This window comes from Ralstonia sp. UNC404CL21Col, assembly GCF_000620465.1.
GTDB classification, from domain to species: Bacteria; Pseudomonadota; Gammaproteobacteria; order Burkholderiales; family Burkholderiaceae; genus Ralstonia; species Ralstonia flatus.
The window spans coordinates 836,026-853,224 of the sequence record NZ_JIBE01000004.1 but is presented as its reverse complement, the minus strand read 5'-3'; the positions used below and the strand labels follow the sequence as shown (position 1 = coordinate 853,224).

The 17,199-nt window shown below is 66.0% G+C and carries 20 protein-coding genes; 9 read left to right on the top strand and 11 right to left on the bottom strand.

Features of this window, described 5'->3' with window-relative positions:
* Positions 1-179: 179 nt before the first annotated feature.
* Together N511_RS0111930 and N511_RS25635 are read left to right on the top strand one after the other, a co-directional pair.
* Positions 180-476: a type II toxin-antitoxin system RelE/ParE family toxin gene (locus tag N511_RS0111930; RefSeq protein WP_027679504.1), complete on the top strand. Its 297-nt coding sequence runs from the start codon at positions 180-182 to the stop codon at positions 474-476.
* A 5-nt stretch (positions 477-481) separates the two neighbouring features.
* Positions 482-922, top strand: a complete 441-nt coding sequence (locus tag N511_RS25635) for an addiction module antidote protein (protein ID WP_081785360.1) — start codon at positions 482-484, stop codon at positions 920-922.
* 26 nt (positions 923-948) lie between these two features.
* On the opposite strand, the gene N511_RS0111920 is transcribed toward N511_RS25635, so the two are convergent.
* Positions 949-1,875, bottom strand: a complete 927-nt coding sequence (locus tag N511_RS0111920; RefSeq protein WP_027679502.1) for an MASE4 domain-containing protein — start codon at positions 1,873-1,875, stop codon at positions 949-951.
* 274 nt (positions 1,876-2,149) lie between these two features.
* On the opposite strand from N511_RS0111920, the gene N511_RS0111915 reads away from it, so the two are divergent.
* Positions 2,150-2,953 carry an enoyl-CoA hydratase gene (locus N511_RS0111915; RefSeq protein ID WP_037026628.1) on the top strand — a complete coding sequence of 268 codons (804 nt, stop codon included), beginning with the start codon at positions 2,150-2,152 and terminating at the stop codon, positions 2,951-2,953.
* Between the two features lie 34 nt (positions 2,954-2,987).
* Here the strand turns inward: N511_RS0111915 and N511_RS0111910 are convergent, their stop codons facing one another.
* The 3 genes from N511_RS0111910 to N511_RS0111900 all read right to left on the bottom strand — a co-directional run bounded on the left by N511_RS0111910 (position 2,988) and on the right by N511_RS0111900 (position 6,024).
* The gene (locus N511_RS0111910) at positions 2,988-3,542 is read right to left on the bottom strand and encodes a thioredoxin family protein (protein WP_027679500.1); all 555 of its coding nucleotides are present in this window, start codon (positions 3,540-3,542) and stop codon (positions 2,988-2,990) included.
* An 88-nt stretch (positions 3,543-3,630) separates the two neighbouring features.
* Positions 3,631-4,047, bottom strand: a complete 417-nt coding sequence (locus N511_RS0111905) for an organic hydroperoxide resistance protein (RefSeq protein ID WP_027679499.1) — start codon at positions 4,045-4,047, stop codon at positions 3,631-3,633.
* Positions 4,048-4,254: 207 nt separating this feature from the next.
* Complete coding sequence (locus N511_RS0111900; RefSeq protein WP_027679498.1) at positions 4,255-6,024, bottom strand: cytochrome c biogenesis protein DipZ; 1,770 nt, start codon at positions 6,022-6,024, stop codon at positions 4,255-4,257.
* 209 nt (positions 6,025-6,233) lie between these two features.
* On the opposite strand from N511_RS0111900, the gene N511_RS0111895 reads away from it, so the two are divergent.
* Complete coding sequence (locus N511_RS0111895) at positions 6,234-6,977, top strand: response regulator (RefSeq protein ID WP_027679497.1); 744 nt, start codon at positions 6,234-6,236, stop codon at positions 6,975-6,977.
* A gap of 8 nt (positions 6,978-6,985) precedes the next feature.
* A complete protein-coding gene (locus N511_RS0111890) occupies positions 6,986-8,302 on the top strand; it encodes a sensor histidine kinase (RefSeq protein WP_027679496.1) in 1,317 nt (438 codons plus the stop codon).
* Between the two features lie 42 nt (positions 8,303-8,344).
* On the opposite strand, the gene N511_RS0111885 is transcribed toward N511_RS0111890, so the two are convergent.
* The 4 genes from N511_RS0111885 to N511_RS0111870 form a co-directional block, all read right to left on the bottom strand.
* Entirely contained in the window at positions 8,345-9,220 is an 876-nt protein-coding gene (locus N511_RS0111885) for a DUF72 domain-containing protein (RefSeq protein WP_027679495.1), read from the bottom strand.
* Entirely contained in the window at positions 9,217-10,140 is a 924-nt protein-coding gene (locus tag N511_RS24600) for an SIR2 family protein (protein ID WP_051530910.1), read from the bottom strand. The genes N511_RS0111885 and N511_RS24600 overlap by 4 nt, the downstream gene beginning before the upstream one ends.
* A gap of 5 nt (positions 10,141-10,145) precedes the next feature.
* Entirely contained in the window at positions 10,146-10,304 is a 159-nt protein-coding gene (locus N511_RS25385) for a hypothetical protein (protein WP_186829213.1), read from the bottom strand.
* Between the two features lie 141 nt (positions 10,305-10,445).
* On the bottom strand, positions 10,446-11,381 hold the full coding sequence (locus N511_RS0111870) for a GlxA family transcriptional regulator (RefSeq protein WP_027679494.1): 936 nt from the start codon (positions 11,379-11,381) through the stop codon (positions 10,446-10,448).
* 105 nt (positions 11,382-11,486) lie between these two features.
* Between N511_RS0111870 and N511_RS0111865 the strand changes: the two genes are divergently transcribed.
* Entirely contained in the window at positions 11,487-12,173 is a 687-nt protein-coding gene (locus N511_RS0111865) for a DJ-1/PfpI family protein (RefSeq protein ID WP_027679493.1), read from the top strand.
* An 83-nt stretch (positions 12,174-12,256) separates the two neighbouring features.
* Positions 12,257-13,048, top strand: coding sequence for a 5'-methylthioadenosine/adenosylhomocysteine nucleosidase (locus tag N511_RS0111860; protein ID WP_027679492.1), 792 nt, complete (start codon positions 12,257-12,259; stop codon positions 13,046-13,048).
* A gap of 5 nt (positions 13,049-13,053) precedes the next feature.
* Here N511_RS0111860 and N511_RS0111855 read toward each other — a convergent pair whose 3' ends face one another.
* Together N511_RS0111855 and N511_RS0111850 are read right to left on the bottom strand one after the other, a co-directional pair.
* Positions 13,054-13,509, bottom strand: coding sequence for a lysozyme inhibitor LprI family protein (locus tag N511_RS0111855; RefSeq protein ID WP_027679491.1), 456 nt, complete (start codon positions 13,507-13,509; stop codon positions 13,054-13,056).
* Positions 13,510-13,583: 74 nt separating this feature from the next.
* Entirely contained in the window at positions 13,584-14,186 is a 603-nt protein-coding gene (locus N511_RS0111850; protein WP_027679490.1) for a DJ-1/PfpI family protein, read from the bottom strand.
* A gap of 87 nt (positions 14,187-14,273) precedes the next feature.
* Between N511_RS0111850 and N511_RS0111845 the strand changes: the two genes are divergently transcribed.
* On the top strand, positions 14,274-15,611 hold the full coding sequence (locus N511_RS0111845) for an aminotransferase-like domain-containing protein (protein WP_027679489.1): 1,338 nt from the start codon (positions 14,274-14,276) through the stop codon (positions 15,609-15,611).
* A 90-nt stretch (positions 15,612-15,701) separates the two neighbouring features.
* Positions 15,702-16,562: a c-type cytochrome gene (locus tag N511_RS0111840; protein ID WP_027679488.1), complete on the top strand. Its 861-nt coding sequence runs from the start codon at positions 15,702-15,704 to the stop codon at positions 16,560-16,562.
* 16 nt (positions 16,563-16,578) lie between these two features.
* Here N511_RS0111840 and N511_RS0111835 read toward each other — a convergent pair whose 3' ends face one another.
* Positions 16,579-17,088 (bottom strand): DUF1697 domain-containing protein, encoded by a 510-nt coding sequence (locus tag N511_RS0111835; protein ID WP_027679487.1) that lies wholly within the window; start codon positions 17,086-17,088, stop codon positions 16,579-16,581.
* Between the last annotated feature and the right edge of the window lie 111 nt (positions 17,089-17,199).

The following is a 17,199-nucleotide window of genomic DNA, read 5'->3' as shown; positions in this document are numbered from 1 at the left end:
ATTGCCTCCGGTCCATACCTGTCTCCGCCCCTTGTTTTTTTTGGTGGTGTGGCAGGAGTGTCGAAAAGGTGGGCGCCGGCCGAAATGGCGGATTACCCCAATATCGCGGCGTCGCCCGAATCATAGGAACTCGACAATTTGCAACTTTTGTCTGTATCCTGACGGATACAATTTTGCGAATGAATACGATCCATGAGACCGAGACATTCGCCAACTGGCTTCAGGGCTTGGCTGACAGGTTAGCTCGCGCCCGCATTGCTTCCCGCATCCAGCGCGCCAGGAGCGGAAACTTTGGTGATTGGAAATCCGTCGGGGAAGGGGTGTGCGAAATGCGAATCGACCACGGCCCCGGTTACCGGGTGTACTACACGCAACGTGGCGACACCGTGTATATCTTGCTTTGTGGAGGTGACAAGGGGTCCCAGAGCAAAGACATCAATAAGGCCAGAGAAATGGCCAAACAGGTTGAAGGGTGAGCACCATGAGTATCGCAACGCGAGAGTTTGACGCTGCCGAATACCTGGACAGTGAAGAGACCATGGCCGAATTTTTGTCAGCGGCGCTCGAAACGGGGGATGCCGCTTTTATTGCGGAGTCGATCGGCGTGATCGCTCGAGCGAAGGGCATCGCTCAAATTGCAGAAGAAACGGGCCTTGGACGTACAAGCCTGTACAAGGCACTGCGCGCAGGGGGGAATCCGGCGTTCTCGACGGTACTGCAGGTCATGAAGGCACTTGGGTTGCACTTGCAGGCCAAGCCGGCCGTCTCCCAAGAAAATATGAAGGTCGGCAAGCGTGGAGCCAACGCCAAAGTGAAAGCTGCAAAGGTGAGCGCGTCCCGAAATGGCGGTGCAAAGAAGGTTACGAGCAGGAAGCCGGCGACTCGTACCAAGCGGGGCTCTGCTCCGTTAGAGCGGGCATAGCAGCATGTAAAGGAAAGACCCAGCCGTCAGCCTTGCCGATCCCCAACGTTGCCCGCCGCAAGCTGCTTGAGTTCTGCCCGCGCTGCCGCCAGCCGCGAATGCAGCACGGTGTTCTCGATCAACAACGACAGCAGCACAAAGCTCGCGCCCAGCAGCCCGAACACGCGGCCGGCATAGAAGCCGAGGTCATACCGCCCCCCGTTGAACACGGTGCTGAGCGCGACATCGCAGATCCACACGCACAGCACCACCATCAGCCAGACATCGAGCGTCAAGTGCGGGCGGGTGCGCCACAGTACGACCAGCGCGGCCACGCAAATGCACCACGTGCTGCCGGCCACGATTGCCATGGTGGGCGTGTAGCGGTTGGCGGCCATGATGGGTGGCAGCAGGTGCTCGCCGACGGTTGCGAGTGCCACGCACGCGGCGGATGCGCCCAGCACGGCGGCCACGGTGCACAGCGCTGTTTTCCGTGTCAGCGTGTAGGCCGGAAAGCGATCGGGCTCGCGCTCTTCGCGCCCCTTGAGCACGGCGTAAGCGATGACAAACAGCGGAAAGCCCGCGTGCCAGAACATGTAGATCCACGCAGTGCTCTGCGGCCCCGCCCCAAGCAGCCCGCCAGGGGCGAACAGCCCCGGAAACGACAGCAGATGCCCCAGCGCCGTGGTGGCCGTGAACAGGTAACCGCTGGCGAGTGCCAACATCGCCCGCGACCGCGTGATGGCGAACTGCCCGAAGAGCAGCGCGGCGGTAATCAGGTCATTGAGGATGAGAGCCGATTCGTAAATCGGTACGAACGACGGAAGTTGCGCCAGCTGCACCTTCGCAAACGGCACGGCGGACACCAGCACCACGAGCGACAGCACGGCCACGGCTTGCGCCATCCAGTACGTTCGGCGTCCTGGCGAGAGGCTCAGTAACAAGCCCCGCTGCATGTCCAGCGTTTCCGACATCACGTTGGCCCCCTTGCGGTGACAGCGTCACGCGTTCGCTTGTGGTGTGACTTGCCGTGCGACTGCGATGTGATTGCGTTGCCCGGGGGCAACCGACGTCATAGACGCGTGATAGTCAGTGGCCTGCCCGATGTCAACGCGGCCAAGGGGGTAGAACTTTCAGGCCTGCTGCCGCTGGTGCCCGGCAGGGTGTTACGGGGAACGCCCGAGTGCAACCCGCGCTGCGCGGGAATAGACTGGTGCCCCCACGGCACCACCCTGCAAAGGAGTGCGCATGCAACCTCAACCCACCACCCAGACTGCCGTCGAACCGCCTGTCTTGCGCGATGACCGCGACGGCGTCGTCACCCTGCGGCTGAATCGGCCGCTGCAGTTCAATGCGTTGTCTGAAGCCATGCTCGATGCGCTGCAGCGCGTGTTGGACGACATTGCGCAAGATGCGACGGTGCGCTGCGTGGTGCTGGGCGCCGAGGGCAAGGCGTTCTGTGCCGGGCACGACCTGCGTGAAATGCGCGGCACGCCGGAGCTTGCGTATTACCAGGCGCTGTTTGCGCGCTGCAGCGTGGTGATGCAGGCGATCCAGGTGCTGCCGGTGCCGGTCATTGCGCGCGTGCATGGCGTGGCGACCGCGGCGGGTTGCCAGTTGGTCGGCAGTTGCGATCTCGCCATCGCTTCGGATGCGGCGCGGTTTGCGGTGTCGGGCATCAACGTCGGCCTGTTCTGTTCGACGCCGGCAGTGGCGTTGTCGCGCAACGTGCTCCCCAAGCGCGCATTCGACATGCTCGTGACGGGCCGCTTTATCGATGCGGCCACGGCGGCCGACTGGGGCCTGATCAACGAGGCCGTACCGGCGGCGGAGCTGGATGACGCCGTTGCCCGCAAGGTGGCGGACATCGTCTCGAAAAGCCCCACCGCCATTCGCTACGGCAAGGCGATGTTCTACCGGCAACGGCAGATGCCGCTTGCCGATGCCTATGCGTACGCAGGCGACGTCATGGCCCGCAACATGATGGAAGAAGACGCCGGGGAGGGCATCGACGCCTTCCTGGAAAAACGCCCCGCCCGCTGGCGCTCGTAAGCACGGTTGGGGCGGGTTGCCTCGCGCGGCGCCGTCACGCGGGCTTCTGGGGTTTTTGATTGGCCAGCAGCTTCTGGATGGCCGCTTCCGTTTCGGCGTAGCGGCCTTCGCCAAAGTGCTGGTAGACGATGCGCCCGTCGGCATCGATCAGGTACAGCGCGGGCCAGAACTGGTTGTGGAAGGCCGACCACGTTGCGTAGCTGTTGTCCTGCGCGACCGGGTAGCGGACGTCCAGGCGCTTGAGCGCTTCCTGCACGTTGGCGGTCGATTTTTCGAACGCGTATTCCGGTGTGTGCACGCCCACCACGACCAGGCCTTGATCCTTGTACTTGTCGTACCACTGCTTCACGTGCGGCAGCGTGTTGAGGCAGTTGATGCAGGAGTACGTCCAGAAATCCACCAGCACGACCTTGCCGCGCAGGTCTTTCATGGACAGCGGCGGCGAGTTCAGCCACTGGTTGATACCTGTGAATTCTGGCGCAGCGGCGCCGGTGGCGGCGGTCTGGCTGAAGGCGGGCGCGCCCGTCCCGACAAAGTAGACGGCGCCGATGGCAAGTGCCGCGAGGGCGGCGCGGAACGTTGTGCGCATGATGTGGACTCCGTAAAAGGTTGAGAGCGGAAGCCCGCCGGCCGATTGCGACGTACGGCATGTAGCGTGCGGTGGGCCGTGTGGTGCGTCAGACCAGGTTCAGCTCGACGTGGATGTTGCCGCGCGTGGCCTTCGAATACGGGCAGAGCTGGTGGGCCGCTTCCACCACGGCTTGCGCCACGTCGCGGTCCAGGCCGGGCAGGCTCACGTTCAGCCGTGCCTGCAGGAAGAACGCATCGTCGGTGGTGCCCAGGTCGACTTCGGTGTTCAAGGCCAGATCCGCCGGCAGCTTGATCTTCATCTGGCTGGCCGCACGGCCCATCGCACCGATAAAGCAGGCCGACCAGCCTGCGGCAAACAGTTGCTCGGGGTTCGTGCCGCGGCCGCTGCTGCCCGGGGGCGAGAGCTTCAGGTTCAGGCGGTCGTCATCGCTGTGCGCCTGGCCGTCGCGGCCGCCGGTGACGTTGACCTTGGCGGTGTACAGAACGTTTTCGATGCGGGTCATGTTGATCTCCTTTTTGATGAAAGGGAAAGGCTTGAAGGTTGGATTTGCGTCCCGGCGTCAGCGGCTGGGTGCTCGCTGGTTGCCGGGGCCACGAGACGTATTAAAGAAGGCCGACGTATCCCTGAAGTAGCGTGGCAGGGCCGTTTTGTCTGGGTACGTATCTGTGTTGTGGCCGGATACAAACGCGTACAAAACGGCGGCGCGCCGTCAGCCGAAGGTGAAGGCGTAGGCATGCGCCCCGGCATCGAGGAAGCGGATCTCGAACGTGTGTTCGCCCACCGTGCCGGCTTGCCGGACGAGCTGGTAGAGGCGCGTTTGCGTGACGGCGCCGTTGCCGTGGGCATCGGTATCGGCGCCGTGGCTGTCGCCGGGCGCCTTGCCGTCGATCGTGACGGTGAAGCGCACGGCACCCCCATCGGCGGCGGGCCCGAGCACGAGGTGCAGGTCCCGCGCGTGGAATCGGTAGACGATGCCGCCGCCAGCGCGGTCGAGGGTGGCCCGCTCGGCGTCGATGGTCCATTGGCCCGACAAGCCCCAGTCGTTCAGGCCGAGCTTGCCGACGCGGTATGCGTGCGATGTGCCGACCTGCGCATCGCCCGGCGATGCAAAGCGCGTGGCTTGCGCGTAACCGACGTACGTTTCCGGCGAGCGGACGTTGTCCAGGTCCGGCGCCGCTTGCGCCCCGGGCGCGTCGGGCACGACCACGCCACCCGCCACCTGCTGGTTGCCTGCCTCGGCCAGCAAGGCCTGGATGACGCGTTCGGAGGCGGCGTAGTCCCCCTCGCCAAACTGGTGGTGCCGGATATTGCCCTGGGCATCGACAAAGTACGCGGCGGGCCAGTAGCTGTTGTGGAAGGCGTTCCAGATGCGGTAGTTGCTGTCGATGGCGACCGGAAAATTGACGCGGAAGCCGCTGACGGCGCGGGCGACGTTCTCGGGCGACTTCTCGAAGGCGAATTCCGGCGTGTGCACGCCCACGACGGTCAGGCCCTGGTCCTTGTACTTGTCGGCCCACGCGCGCAGGTACGGCAGCGTGCGGATGCAGTTGATGCAGGAGTACGTCCAGAAATAGACCAGCGTGACCTTGCCGCGCAACTGGTCGCCCGTGAGCGGCGGGGAGTTGAGCCACTGCACCGCGCCGTCGAACGAAGCCAGGCGGCCCTCTACGGGCAAGCCGCTGGGTTTGGCCGCGGGCGCGGCGTTGGCTTCGGACACCACGTTGAGGCTGCCTTGCGGCGCCGGCCGGTTCACGCCCAGCCCGTTGACCAGCGCTTGCTCAAGCTGCGTGGTGCCGCCGGTAGACAGGCGCGCCAGCAGGCCCGTATCTGCCCCCAGGCCGATGAGCGCCACGCCGCCCAGCACGCTCGCGCCCATGATGCGACGCGCCCACTCGCCCAGCCCCATGGAGCGCTTCATGGCGCTGAACACGCGGCCGCCCAGCCCCAGCGCTGCCGCCAATGACGTAGCCGCACCCGCCGCGTAGGCCGCCAGCGCCAGTGCGCTGGACACGCTGGCGCCGTTGAGCGCCACGCCGGTCAGCACCAAACCGAGGATCGGGCCGGCGCATGGCGCCCACAGCATCCCCGTGGCGACGCCCAGCAGCAGCGAGCCCGCCACCGAAGGCTCGGCCGCTGTACCACCCGTCGCTGCTTGCCCGGCCAGCCGGTTGCCCAGCGCCACTGCGGGCCGCGCCATCAGATCGGCCAGCCGTGGCCATAGCAACGACAGCCCGAACACCGCCAGCAGTGCGAGCGCCGCAAACCGGCCCACCTCGTTGGCCCGCACCGCCCACGCACCGCCAGCCGAAAGCAGCGTCGCAAAGCCGGCAAAGGTGAGTGCCATGCCGGCGAGCATGGGCAGCTTGCCGCGTACAAAGGGCTGATTGGTACGGCTCAGCACGAACGGCAGAACGGGCAGGATGCACGGACTGAGGATGGTCAGCGCGCCGCCCAGGTAGGCGAGTATCAGCAGGCTCATGGTCGACATTCCTCCGCAAGGGATCGGGATGGCCTCCATCAGACGCCGCGCGCGTAGCTGGCATGTATCACGGCAGGGGTGACTTTGTATCGAACTGTACAAACGCATCCGCCAGATGCACTGCGATACAACACGGGCTCGCTGCGTCACTCGGAGAGGCGCAAAATGGCGCCTTCCTTCCACCTTCCATCGTGCCGAGGTCACCCCCCATGGACGCCCACGTCGACCACATCCTGATCGTCGATGATGACCGCGAGATTCGCGAACTCGTTTCGACGTATCTCACCAAGAACGGCCTGCGTGTGACCGCCTCGCCCGACGGGCGCCACATGCGTGCGTTCCTGGAGGCCAACACCGTCGACCTGATTGTGCTTGACCTGATGCTGCCCGGCGACGACGGCCTGGTGCTGTGCCGCGAACTGCGCGCCGGCAAGCACAAGGCGACGCCCGTATTGATGCTGACCGCGCGCGACGACGAGACCGATCGCATCATCGGCCTGGAAATGGGCGCCGACGATTACCTGGCAAAGCCGTTTGCCGCGCGCGAATTGCTTGCCCGCATCAAGGCCGTACTGCGCCGCACGCGCATGCTGCCGCCCAACCTGCAGATTTCCGAAGCGGGCCAGATGCTGGCCTTTGGTGATTGGCAGCTCGACACCACCGCACGCCACCTGATCGATGCCGAAGGCACCATCGTTGCGCTGAGCGGCGCGGAATACCGGCTGCTGCGCGTGTTTGTCGACCACCCGATGCGCGTGTTCAACCGCGATCAACTGCTCAACCTCACGCAGGGCCGCGAGGCGGAGATGTTCGAGCGATCCGTCGATCTGCTCGTCAGCCGCCTGCGCCAGCGCCTGAACGACGATGCGCGCGATCCGGCGTACATCAAGACCGTGCGCAGCGAGGGCTATGTCTTTGCCAAGCCGGTGGAGATCAAGGAGGCACGCCAATGACCGCAACCATGAGCACGCGTGCCTGGGCATGGCCACGCACGCTGGGCTCGCGCCTCTTTGTGATCCTGCTGGCGGGTTTGGTGGTGGCGTATGCGCTGTCGTTTGCCGTGCTGTTTTCCGAGCGCTACATGAGCGCGCGCGAGGTGATGCTCGGCACGCTGGAAACCGATGTGTCCACCGCCATCGCCATCCTCGACCGCCTGCCTGCCGACGAGCGCCCGCAGTGGCTGCCGCGTCTGAACCGCGGCAACTATCAGTACATCCTCGGCCCGGGCTTGCCCGGCGTGCCGGAGATGACCCAGCGCGGCAAGGACATCGCCGCGCGCATCAGCGAGGCCAGCGGCGGCCGCTTTCCCGTGACGGTCGAGTCGATTCCCGGCGACGGCAAGCAACTGCAGGCGCACCTCACGCTCAGCGACGGCAGCACGCTCACCATTGACGTGCATCCGCGCATGACGCCCATCGCGCAGTGGCTGCCGTATGTGCTGGTGGTGCAATTGCTGTTGCTGATCGTGTGCTGCTGGTTTGCGGTGCGGCTGTCGATCCGGCCGCTGGTGGCATTGGCCGATGCCGCCGATGCGCTCAACCCCAACGCGCAGACGCCGCCGCTGGACGAGAACGGCCCGACCGAACTGGCGCGCGCGGCGCACGCGTTCAACGCCATGCGCCAGCGCATTGCCCGCTTTGTCGAAGAGCGCGTGCAGATTCTGGCCGCCATTTCGCATGACTTGCAGACGCCCATCACACGCATGAAGCTGCGCGCCGAATTGGGCGAAGACTCCGAAGAGAAGCGCAAGCTGTTGAACGATCTGGCCGAGATCGAAACGCTCGTGCGCGAGGGCCTGGCCTATGCGCGCAGCGCGCATGGCGACGGTGAAAAGCCCTCGCGTATCGACGTCGGATCGTTTGTCGAGAGCCTGGTGTACGACTACCAGGACACCGGCAAGCCCGTCACGCTGGAGCAGCACGCCACCGGCGCGATCGTCACGCGCCCGCATGCCTTGCGCCGCGTGTTGACCAACCTGACCGACAACGCCATCAAGTTTGGCGGCGCGGCGGAAATGGATGTGCGTCGCGACGGCGACGCCGTGGTGATCGAGGTGCGCGATCGCGGTCCCGGTATTCCCGAAGACAAGCTTGAGGCGGTGTTGCAGCCGTTTGTACGGCTGGAGAATTCGCGCAGCCGCGAAACGGGCGGCACGGGGTTGGGCCTGGCGATCGCACAGCAGTTGGCGGAGGCTGCAGGCGGTGGGCTCACGTTGCGCAATCGCGAAGGCGGTGGTCTGGTGGCGCAGGTGCGGCTCGGTCAGGTGGTTGCGTCGTAACCGCGCGATGAGGGCAATGCGCGCTCGCCCTGAGCCGCCGTCTCACTCGGCACGCTGCAACCGTTCGAGCAAGCGCCGCGCATCGGAGGGCGCTTCGACCTTTTTATCGTTATCGAAGTAGCAATAGATGTCGCGGCCGCCGCGCCGCTGTTTGGCGGGTGTACCAACGCGTTGTGCATCGGGCGGCTCACGGCCTGCGGCCCATTGGCGGATGCGGTCGGCCCAGCGGTCCAGTGCGGCATCGGCATAGGCGCCGGTGTAGAGCGCATCGGCGCCGTGCAGGCGCAGGTAGACGAAATCGCTTGTCACGTCTTCAAAGTACGGCCAATCCGCAATGGCGTGCGAGACCACCAGCGCAGCGTGATGCCGGCGCAGGAGCGCGGCAAATTCCGGGGTGCAGAAGCTGTCGTGGCGCACTTCCACCGCATGGCGCAGGGGCTGCTGATCGCGCGTGGAAAACCACGGAGCCTTGACGCGTCCGTCGTGCTGCCGCGCCAACGCACGCGCACCTGACGTGTCCTGGGGCAACAGCGAAAGAAAGCGCTCGAACCGCTCGGCATCGAACCGGTAGTTGGGCGGAAATTGCCACAGGAAGGGGCCGAGCTTGCGCCGCAGCGCCAGCACCCCGGAGGCAAAGAAATTGGCCAGCGCCGGCACCGCGGTCTCGTCCCGAAAGCGCAGCATGTGGGTCAGGTAGCGTGGTCCCTTGACGGCAAAAACGAAACCGTCGGGCGCGGTGTCATGCCAGGCCTGCCAGCTGGTGATCGATTGCAGCGAGTAGTGCGACCCGTTGATCTCGATGGTGTCGAACTGGCGCGACGCATATTCCAGTTCCCGGCGCTGCGCCAGATCTTCCGGATAGAACACGCCGCGCCATCCTTCGTAGCGCCAACCCGAGATGCCGATACGGATGGTCATCGCTTGGCGCCGCGCGGGTGATGGCCGCGCATGGCCGTGCGCTCGCGCTGGACCGCCGTGCCGAGTGCACGGACAGCCGCAAGCAGCGCTGAATGGTCCGATGCCTGCGCCTGATAGCGGAGCACGTGCAGGTTGAGCGCGTCTTCCAGCACGGCGGCGGTGATGTCTGAGAACGTGTCGGCGGCGGTCACGAAGTAATGGCGTTCGGCGCCGGGGTGTTCGGCGCCGTAGGCTTCGAGCAGCGCGCGCATGTCGGAGTCGTCGATGCCGCAGCCGAGAAACAGGAAGGTGTGCGTGCGCAGCAATGCCTCCACCAGGTCGTAGAAGGCCCGGTAGTGCGCTCGCGCCCGGACATAGTCGCAGCGAGAAAAGATGAGCGAGGCTGGGTGGCTCATCGAGCCGTGCGTCTTGATGATCAGGTTGCAGTCTTCACGCACGCGTGCCGCCACCGTGGGGTTGCTGTAGTCGCACACCACGACCGGCGCTGTGCCGTGCGAGTGGGCACGCGCTTCGTACAGCGTGTCGAAGTTGGGGGTGAGCGTGATGCGGAAATCGAGCGCGATCAACGCGTCGTGGATGGGTGCCGCTTCAAAGCGCGGCGTGACCAGTTCACGTCGCAACAGCGCGGTCAGCCGACGCTGGCCCAGGACGCGGCGCACGATTTCTGCAGCGGTCAGGACATCGCCGCGCGCGACAAAGGCGCGCACCTCTTCCGCCAGTCTTGATGCGCTGGGGGCAATGGCGTCTGCGGCCAGGCACAGCAGCTCCGCCCAGGTGGGCGGATGCCGTGTGCCGTCGGCAGAACGGGCGTTGGCCGAAATGCCCGACCCGAAGAAGAGCACCGCGCGGCGCCGGGCGATGTCTTCTACCAGGCGCGGTGGCCATTCGATCAGGGATGCCGGTTGCCCTTTGCGCCCCATGCGCGTCACTGATGCGGCGCACTCACCTGCGCTTGCACGTGCACGAGGCCGGTTTGCGGTGCCCGCAGGCCCAGCGGCTCGTCGGTCAGATCGCGGGCCAGCGAATACGCCGTAATCACGGCCAGCGTGACCCCCACGATGGCCAGCATTTCCCGAGTGTCCATTTGCATCTCCTCCTTGGCTCCTTACGTTGCTTGTGTCCGTGGCTCCCGCCCTTTCTTGTCGATATCGGGCGGCGCGGGGCTCGGACGCAAAGTTCGGACCTGAGAAGGCCAGATGGCGGAGTGGCGCGGGTTTTAGCGGTGTCAGCGTGCGCGCAACGATGACGGAGGCACGCCCAGCAAGCGCTGAAAACTGCGCCGCATGCGCTCGGTATCGCCAAAACCGCATTCGGCGGCCACCCGCTGCATGGAGACAGCCCCGCTTTCCAGCGCGGCGCGGGCTGCTTCAACGCGCAATTTTTCCACGGCTTTTGCAGGAGTGAGACCGGTTTCGACCTGGAACGCGCGCGCGAAATGGCGCGGGCTCATGCAGGCGTGCTCGGCCAGATCGCCCACGCGATGCGGCTCGCCCAGATTGCGGCGCACGTGGTCCAGCAGCGGTTTGAAGCGGCCGCGTGCCGAATCCATCTCATTCAGCGCTGAAAACTGCGACTGTCCGCCGGGCCGACGGTAGTACACGACCAACTGCCTTGCGACCGCGCGGGCTAGGCGCTCGCCCAGGTCGTCGGCGATGAGCGCGAGCGCCAGGTCGATGCCGGCGCTGATGCCGGCGCTGGTCCAGATCGGGCCGTCGTTCACGTAGATGTGATCGGGTTCGAGCTGCACTTGCGGAAACGTGCGCGCGAACTGCTCGCTGCGGCTCCAGTGGGTGGTGGCACGCCGGCCGTTGAGCAAGCCCGTTGCGGCCAGCAGCAGGCTGCCCGAACACACGCTGGCGACGCGCGCGCCGCGGGCCGCGCAGCGCTGCACAAAGCGGCGCGTGCGCGCATCGGCCATGGCCGCATCCACGCCGTCGCCGCCGGCAATGAGCAGCGTGTCGACCTGGCTGGCCGGGGGCAGGGCGTCAGCATCCCAGCGCGCCCCGGAAGAACTGCGGACAAGGCCGGCCTGCGCGGCAATCGTGCGCAGCGCGTAGTGGTCGTCCCGATACCGGCTGGCGACTTCAAACGCCGCCACCGGCCCCGCAGCGTCGAGCAGTTGGAAGTCCGGAAAGATCAGCACAGCGATGCGATGGGCCATGGCAGAAAAAGTGGGAGACAGGTCATTGCTGCCAACACGATAGAGCGCGATCCTGTGAAGCGTCAACCCGCCATCACATCACTTCACTTTCAGGAGAGCCGAACCATGACGACTTCCCCGTTCATCGTTGTCTTTGCGCTGTACAACCGCGTCACCCAGCTCGATTTCACCGGCCCGCACGAAGTGTTCTGGCGGCTGCCCGGCGCGCAATGCGTGGTGGCATCCGCGGCCGGTGGCGACATCCATGCCGACGGCGGTCTCACGATCTCGAACGTGCAGCGGCTGGCCGATATTGCGCACGCAGACCTGATCTGCGTGCCCGGCGGTTTTGGCGTGATCGAAGCCATGGAAGACGCTGAGTTCGTGCGCCAGGTGCGGCGGCTGGCCGACGGCGCACGCTATGTCACGTCCGTCTGCAGTGGCTCGCTCGTGCTGGGCGCGGCGGGGTTGCTGCAGGGCAAGCGCGCGGCCTGCCACTGGGCATGGCGCAACCTGCTGCCCGCGTTTGGCGCCACTGTGGATGAAGCCCGCGTGGTGCGTGACGGCAACCTCATCACCGGCGGCGGCGTGACGGCCGGCATCGACATGGCGCTGACGGTCATGGCGGACATTGCCGGAGCCGAGCATGCGCAGGCCGTGCAGCTCGGTATCGAATACGCCCCTGCGCCGCCGTTCGATTGCGGCCGCCCGGAGCGTGCGGCACCGGAAATTCTCGAAGCGGTGACGTCGCGGCTGGACCGCTTGCGCGCGGATCGCCATGACGCCGTGCAACGCGCGGCGCAGCGCCTCTGAGCGCCGGCGCCGGGCCAAGGCTGATTGCGGCGACAATGGCGTCTTTCGACATATCCACGCCCCAAGCCGGCGCCGCATCCCGCATGAACCCACCGTCTTCCCAGCCCAACGCCTGTGGCCCGATCGGCATCGTTGCCGCCCTGCATGAAGAGATCAACGAACTGCTGACGTGCCTGTCCGATGCGCAGTGCATCCACATCGGCAGCCGTGATTTCTGGACGGGCCGGCTGGATGGCCACGCAGTGGTCGTGGTGCTGTCGCGTGTCGGCAAGGTGGCAGCGGCGTCCACCACCGCGGTGCTGATCACGCAGTTCAACGTCCGCGCGGTGGTATTTGCCGGCGTGGCCGGCGCGCTGGCGCCGGGCGTCGCAGTGGGCGACGTCGTGGTGTCGGAGGAACTGCTGCAACACGATGTGGACGCGTCGCCGCTGTTCCCGCGCTGGGAGATTCCGCTGACCGGCATGGCTCGTTTCCCCGCTGACACGTCGCTCGCCAACGGCTTGCTGGAAAGCGCCGGCGCCGTACTGGCCGACCCGCATGCGCTGCTCGGCCCGGATGTCATGCGCGCGTTCGGGATTGCGGCGCCGCAGGTGCATCGCGGCCTGATCGTCAGCGGAGACCGCTTTGTCTGCACCTCGGCAGAAAGCGCGGTGCTGCGCACGGCGTTGCCCGACGCCCTGGCCGTCGAGATGGAAGGCGCCGCCGTGGCGCAGGTGTGCCACGAGTGGGGCGTGCCGTTTGCCGCCATCCGGACGATTTCCGACCGCGCGGATGACGCGGCCAGCGTCGACTTCGCGCAGTTCATCGCGCAGGTGGATTCACGCTACAGCGTGGCCATCCTGCGCAACTGGTTGTCGGCGACGGCCAACGCCTGAAAGGCTTACTGCCCCTTCGCGGCCAGGTACTTGTCGAGTGCGTTCGCGCGCTCGCTCAGGCGGAAGACTTCATTCTCCAGGCGCTGCAGATCGTCGAGCTTGCCTTTGCCGTAAATGGCAGTCTCCAAGGCCGCCGTTCTGGTGTGGAAGTCCTGCCACGCCTGCTGAGAACTCACCAGGGCGTCTTTCGCCTTGCCGTTCAATGCGCCGAGCAGTGTCTTGTACGTACGGTCCAGGCGCTCGTCCTGCGCGGCCTTTTCTGCAGAGAGGCATGCGCCGATCGCGTCGGCGTTATCCGGCGCCTTGTCGACGCAGGCATACAGCCTGGTGGAAATGCCCTGCGGCGCACGGCGCTTGACGCCGTTGGCGAGGCTCTCCGCGGCAACCGCGCCGGCGCTGTGGGCCAGCAGCACCACGGCAACGGGAAGGGCCAGCGTCTTCAGTGTCGTCAGCGTGTTCAAGAAGTGACTCCTGATCGCGTATCTGCGATGCGTGAAGGGCCAACCAGTCTATCGGCCTGCTCGCGCCACCGCGATCAGCCAGGCAGGTGAGGCCGCAGGTTGCGCAGGGCGTTTTCTACGTAGGCTTCTTTCTCGCCGACGGGCGCGACGTAGTGCAGGGCTTCTGCGGCGGCGTCAATGCCTTCCGTGCGCGCAATCACCCATGCCGCCAGGTAGGGCGAAGCAAAGCAGCCGCCTGCCGTCGCCACATTGCCGTTGGCGTAGAACGGCTGGTTCAGCACTTCCACGCCGGCTTCCTGCACCCAGGGTTTGGTGGTCAGGTCCGTACAGGCCGGCACGCTGCCGAGCAGCCCCAGCTTGGCCAATATCAACGTGCCGGAGCACTGCGCGCCGATCAACTGGCGTGACGGATCGAGCGCCAGCCGCGCCATCAACGCCGGATCGGCCACCACATCGCGCGTGCGGATGCCACTGCCGACAAGCACGGCATCTGCGGTGCGGGCGTCTTCCAGCATCGATTGCGCATGCATCGTCACGCCGTTCATCGACGTGACTTCGGTGTGCGGGCAACACAGGCTCACGCGCCAGTCCGGCTTCTTGATGCGGTGAAGCACGCCAAAGGCGATGAGCGAATCCAGCTCGTTGAAGCCGTCGAAGGTCAGGATGGCGATGTGCATGATTGATGTGCTGCAGCGTCGGAATAGACCGGATGCTAGGCGCACGGGGCAATACAATCAAAAAATTGTCCTTAGTACACCCCGGAAATGACCCAGGCCCGCTACCAGCCGCTCGTCGACGAACTGGCCACGCAGATCCGCACCGGCCATCTGCCGCCCGGCACACGCCTGCCCACGCACCGGCAACTGGCGCAGCGCCACGGCGTTGCGCTGGTCACGGCCACGCGCGTGTATGCCGAACTCGAAGCGATGGGCCTGGTGAGCGGCGAAGTGGGGCGCGGCACGTTCGTGCGCGAAAACACGCTGCCGCGCGGCCTCGGTATCGACCAGCAGGCCGTAGCGGCCGGCGTGGTGGATCTGAACTTCAACTACCCGTCGCTGCCCGGCCAAGCCCGGCTGCTGAGCCGCGCACTGCGCAAGCTGGCTGCCGGAGGCGATCTGGAGGCGCTGTTGCGCTATGCACCGCATGGCGGCCGCGCGCATGAACGCGGCTGCGTGGCGCGCCATCTGGCACGGCGCGGTTTGCCTGTCGCGCCGGACAACGTACTTGTGGTCGACGGCGCGCAGCACGGCCTGGCCGTGACGGCGATGGCGCTGCTCAAGCCCGGCGATGTGGTGGCGGTGGACGCGCTGACGTATCCCGGTTTCAAGGTCGTCGCCGAGATGCTGCATCTGGAACTGGCGCCGCTGCCGGCCGCCGAGCAAGGGTTGGACCTGGATGCACTGGAGCGGCTGTGCGCACGCCGCCGTGTGCGCGCCGTCTACGTCATGCCGACGCTGCACAACCCGCTCGGCTGGGTGAGCGGCATCGGCTGGCGGCGCCAGCTGGCGGCCATCGTGCGTCGCCACGGCCTGCTCGCCGTGGAAGACGCGGCCTACGCCTTTCTGGAAGACAACCCGCCCGCGCCGCTGGCCGCGCTGGCGCCGGAATCGACGCTCTACATCGCCGGCCTGTCCAAAAGTGTGGCTACCGGCCTGCGTTTCGGCTTCGTTGCCGCGCCGGCAGCGTGGGTGCCGCAGCTGGAACGCGCCATCCGCGCCACGACGTGGAACACCCCGGCCATTGTCACGAGCCTCGCCTGCGCATGGCTGGACGACGGCACGGTCGAGCGCCTGGAGGCCGAGAAGCGGCGTGATGCCGCGGCCCGTCAAGCGATTGCCCGCAAGGCGCTGGCCGGGCTGACGCTGGTCACGCATCCAACCTCGTACTTTGTCTGGCTTGCGCTACCGCCCGAGGTGCGCGCCGACCGCGTTGCCGTGGCGCTGCAGCAAGACGGCATCTCCGTGTCCACCGCAGAGCCGTTTGCGACATCGAAGCAGGTACCGCATGCACTGCGGCTGGCGCTGGGCTCCGTCGCGCTCGACCGGCTCGACGCCGCGTTGCAGACCGTCAGGCAGCACGTGCAGGCGCAGGTGGATCGATAACGAAAACCGTGCCAAACCTCGTGCGCTTGCCTACACTCTCGTCGCAACGAAATGGCCGATTTCCGGCCCGATTTGCCGACAGGAGACCCCATGAAGAACTGGCTTGCGACGATCGCTGGATGGACGCTCTGCGCATGCGTGGCGTTCAGCAGCGCCGCCCATGCAGCCGATGCCCCCGATGACGGCGCGACGCTGACCGTCAACATCGGCACCGAGCACCGCACGCTGTCGCGCGAGGCATTGCTGCACGATCCACGCCTGACCAGCGTGACCGTGGAAGACCAGAACCTGAAGCGCCGCCTGACCTTCAAGGCGATCCCGGTGACGGCGCTGTTCCAAGGGCAGACGATCAGCCCCGACGCCAGTGCCACCACCGCCGCCAGCGACGGCTACGTTTCGCACCTGCCGATGCGTTTGCTGCTCGGCGATCGCGCGGACGGCCCGCGCGCCTGGCTGGCCGTGGAAGACCCTGCCGCACCGTGGCCGACGCTCAAGGGCCAGGACATTGGCCCGTTCCGGCTGATCTGGACGGCGCCGCCGGCCAAGGCGTCGCTCGTGAACGAAAGCCTGTGGACGTACAGCATCGTGCGCATTGACGTGGCCGCGCTGCCGGGCGAGCGCTTCGCGGCCATCCGGCCCGCCGCGGGGCTGCCCGCAGACGGCCCGGTCATGCGCGGTTTCGCCACGTTCCAGCGCGTCTGCTTTTCGTGCCACACGCTCAATCGCGCTGGCGATGCCAACCTGGGCCCCGACCTGAACGTGCCGTACAGCCCGGTGGAATACCTCGGCGACGAGAAACTGCGCCACCTGATCCGCGATCCGCAATCCCTGCGCTGGTGGCCCAACGCACGCATGTCGGCCATCGACGAGAAGACGCTGTCCGATGCGCAGCTCAACGATCTGCTGGCGTATTTTCACCACATGACCAAGCGCAAGTCGACAGCGCAATGACCGGCGCTGAGCGCCGCTATTCGGCCGCCCAGTCGACCAGCGTGGCGATGGTGTTCATGTTGCGCGCCGTCCCCGTCTTGGCGGCGGGGATCTTCAGTTTGGAATCGGCCATGCCGTCGCCGTAGTGGACGTAGATTTCGCGGGTGCCCAGGGCCATCTCTTCCGTCCGAAGGCCGGTGGCGGCGGCCAACGCATCGGCGGGCGGCGGTGTATCCAGGAAGATCGCGACCGTCCGGTTGGGCGCCGCCGTCTTGAACGGATTGCCTTCCAACACCGCTGCCAATTCGGCGCCCGTGCGCACAAGCACGCCCACGGGTTTGCCGGCGTAGTCCTCCAGGCAGCGTTCCAGCTTCGCCTTGATGGTCGCTTCGGCCAGCCGGCTCTGAAAAACCACGTTGCCGCTGGCAATGTAGGTGCGTACGCCGGTCAGCCCGATCGACTCGCACATCGCGCGTAACTCGGCCATGGGCAGTTTGCCGGTGCCCCCCACGTTGACGGCGCGCAGGAAGGCGATGTAGCTGGGCATGGGTTCTCCTGTTCTCGTGTTTGTCTGTCTTATCAACGGCTTACGGATGGGCTCGAACTAGCAACATTCTGTTACGAGATTGACGAATGTGTTTAACCCGCCCTGATGCGC

What these genes read in the sequence shown, in the direction of transcription:
- N511_RS0111930 (WP_027679504.1), top strand. Translation starts at nt 180, where the DNA reads ATGAATACGATCCATGAGACCGAGACATTCGCCAACTGGCTTCAGGGC.
- N511_RS25635 (WP_081785360.1), top strand. Translation starts at nt 482, where the DNA reads ATGAGTATCGCAACGCGAGAGTTTGACGCTGCCGAATACCTGGACAGT.
- N511_RS0111920 (WP_027679502.1), bottom strand. Translation starts at nt 1,875, where the DNA reads ATGTCGGAAACGCTGGACATGCAGCGGGGCTTGTTACTGAGCCTCTCG.
- N511_RS0111915 (WP_037026628.1), top strand. Translation starts at nt 2,150, where the DNA reads ATGCAACCTCAACCCACCACCCAGACTGCCGTCGAACCGCCTGTCTTG.
- N511_RS0111910 (WP_027679500.1), bottom strand. Translation starts at nt 3,542, where the DNA reads ATGCGCACAACGTTCCGCGCCGCCCTCGCGGCACTTGCCATCGGCGCC.
- N511_RS0111905 (WP_027679499.1), bottom strand. Translation starts at nt 4,047, where the DNA reads ATGACCCGCATCGAAAACGTTCTGTACACCGCCAAGGTCAACGTCACC.
- N511_RS0111900 (WP_027679498.1), bottom strand. Translation starts at nt 6,024, where the DNA reads ATGAGCCTGCTGATACTCGCCTACCTGGGCGGCGCGCTGACCATCCTC.
- N511_RS0111895 (WP_027679497.1), top strand. Translation starts at nt 6,234, where the DNA reads ATGGACGCCCACGTCGACCACATCCTGATCGTCGATGATGACCGCGAG.
- N511_RS0111890 (WP_027679496.1), top strand. Translation starts at nt 6,986, where the DNA reads ATGAGCACGCGTGCCTGGGCATGGCCACGCACGCTGGGCTCGCGCCTC.
- N511_RS0111885 (WP_027679495.1), bottom strand. Translation starts at nt 9,220, where the DNA reads ATGACCATCCGTATCGGCATCTCGGGTTGGCGCTACGAAGGATGGCGC.
- N511_RS24600 (WP_051530910.1), bottom strand. Translation starts at nt 10,140, where the DNA reads ATGGGGCGCAAAGGGCAACCGGCATCCCTGATCGAATGGCCACCGCGC.
- N511_RS25385 (WP_186829213.1), bottom strand. Translation starts at nt 10,304, where the DNA reads ATGGACACTCGGGAAATGCTGGCCATCGTGGGGGTCACGCTGGCCGTG.
- N511_RS0111870 (WP_027679494.1), bottom strand. Translation starts at nt 11,381, where the DNA reads ATGGCCCATCGCATCGCTGTGCTGATCTTTCCGGACTTCCAACTGCTC.
- N511_RS0111865 (WP_027679493.1), top strand. Translation starts at nt 11,487, where the DNA reads ATGACGACTTCCCCGTTCATCGTTGTCTTTGCGCTGTACAACCGCGTC.
- N511_RS0111860 (WP_027679492.1), top strand. Translation starts at nt 12,257, where the DNA reads ATGAACCCACCGTCTTCCCAGCCCAACGCCTGTGGCCCGATCGGCATC.
- N511_RS0111850 (WP_027679490.1), bottom strand. Translation starts at nt 14,186, where the DNA reads ATGCACATCGCCATCCTGACCTTCGACGGCTTCAACGAGCTGGATTCG.
- N511_RS0111845 (WP_027679489.1), top strand. Translation starts at nt 14,274, where the DNA reads ATGACCCAGGCCCGCTACCAGCCGCTCGTCGACGAACTGGCCACGCAG.
- N511_RS0111840 (WP_027679488.1), top strand. Translation starts at nt 15,702, where the DNA reads ATGAAGAACTGGCTTGCGACGATCGCTGGATGGACGCTCTGCGCATGC.
- N511_RS0111835 (WP_027679487.1), bottom strand. Translation starts at nt 17,088, where the DNA reads ATGCCCAGCTACATCGCCTTCCTGCGCGCCGTCAACGTGGGGGGCACC.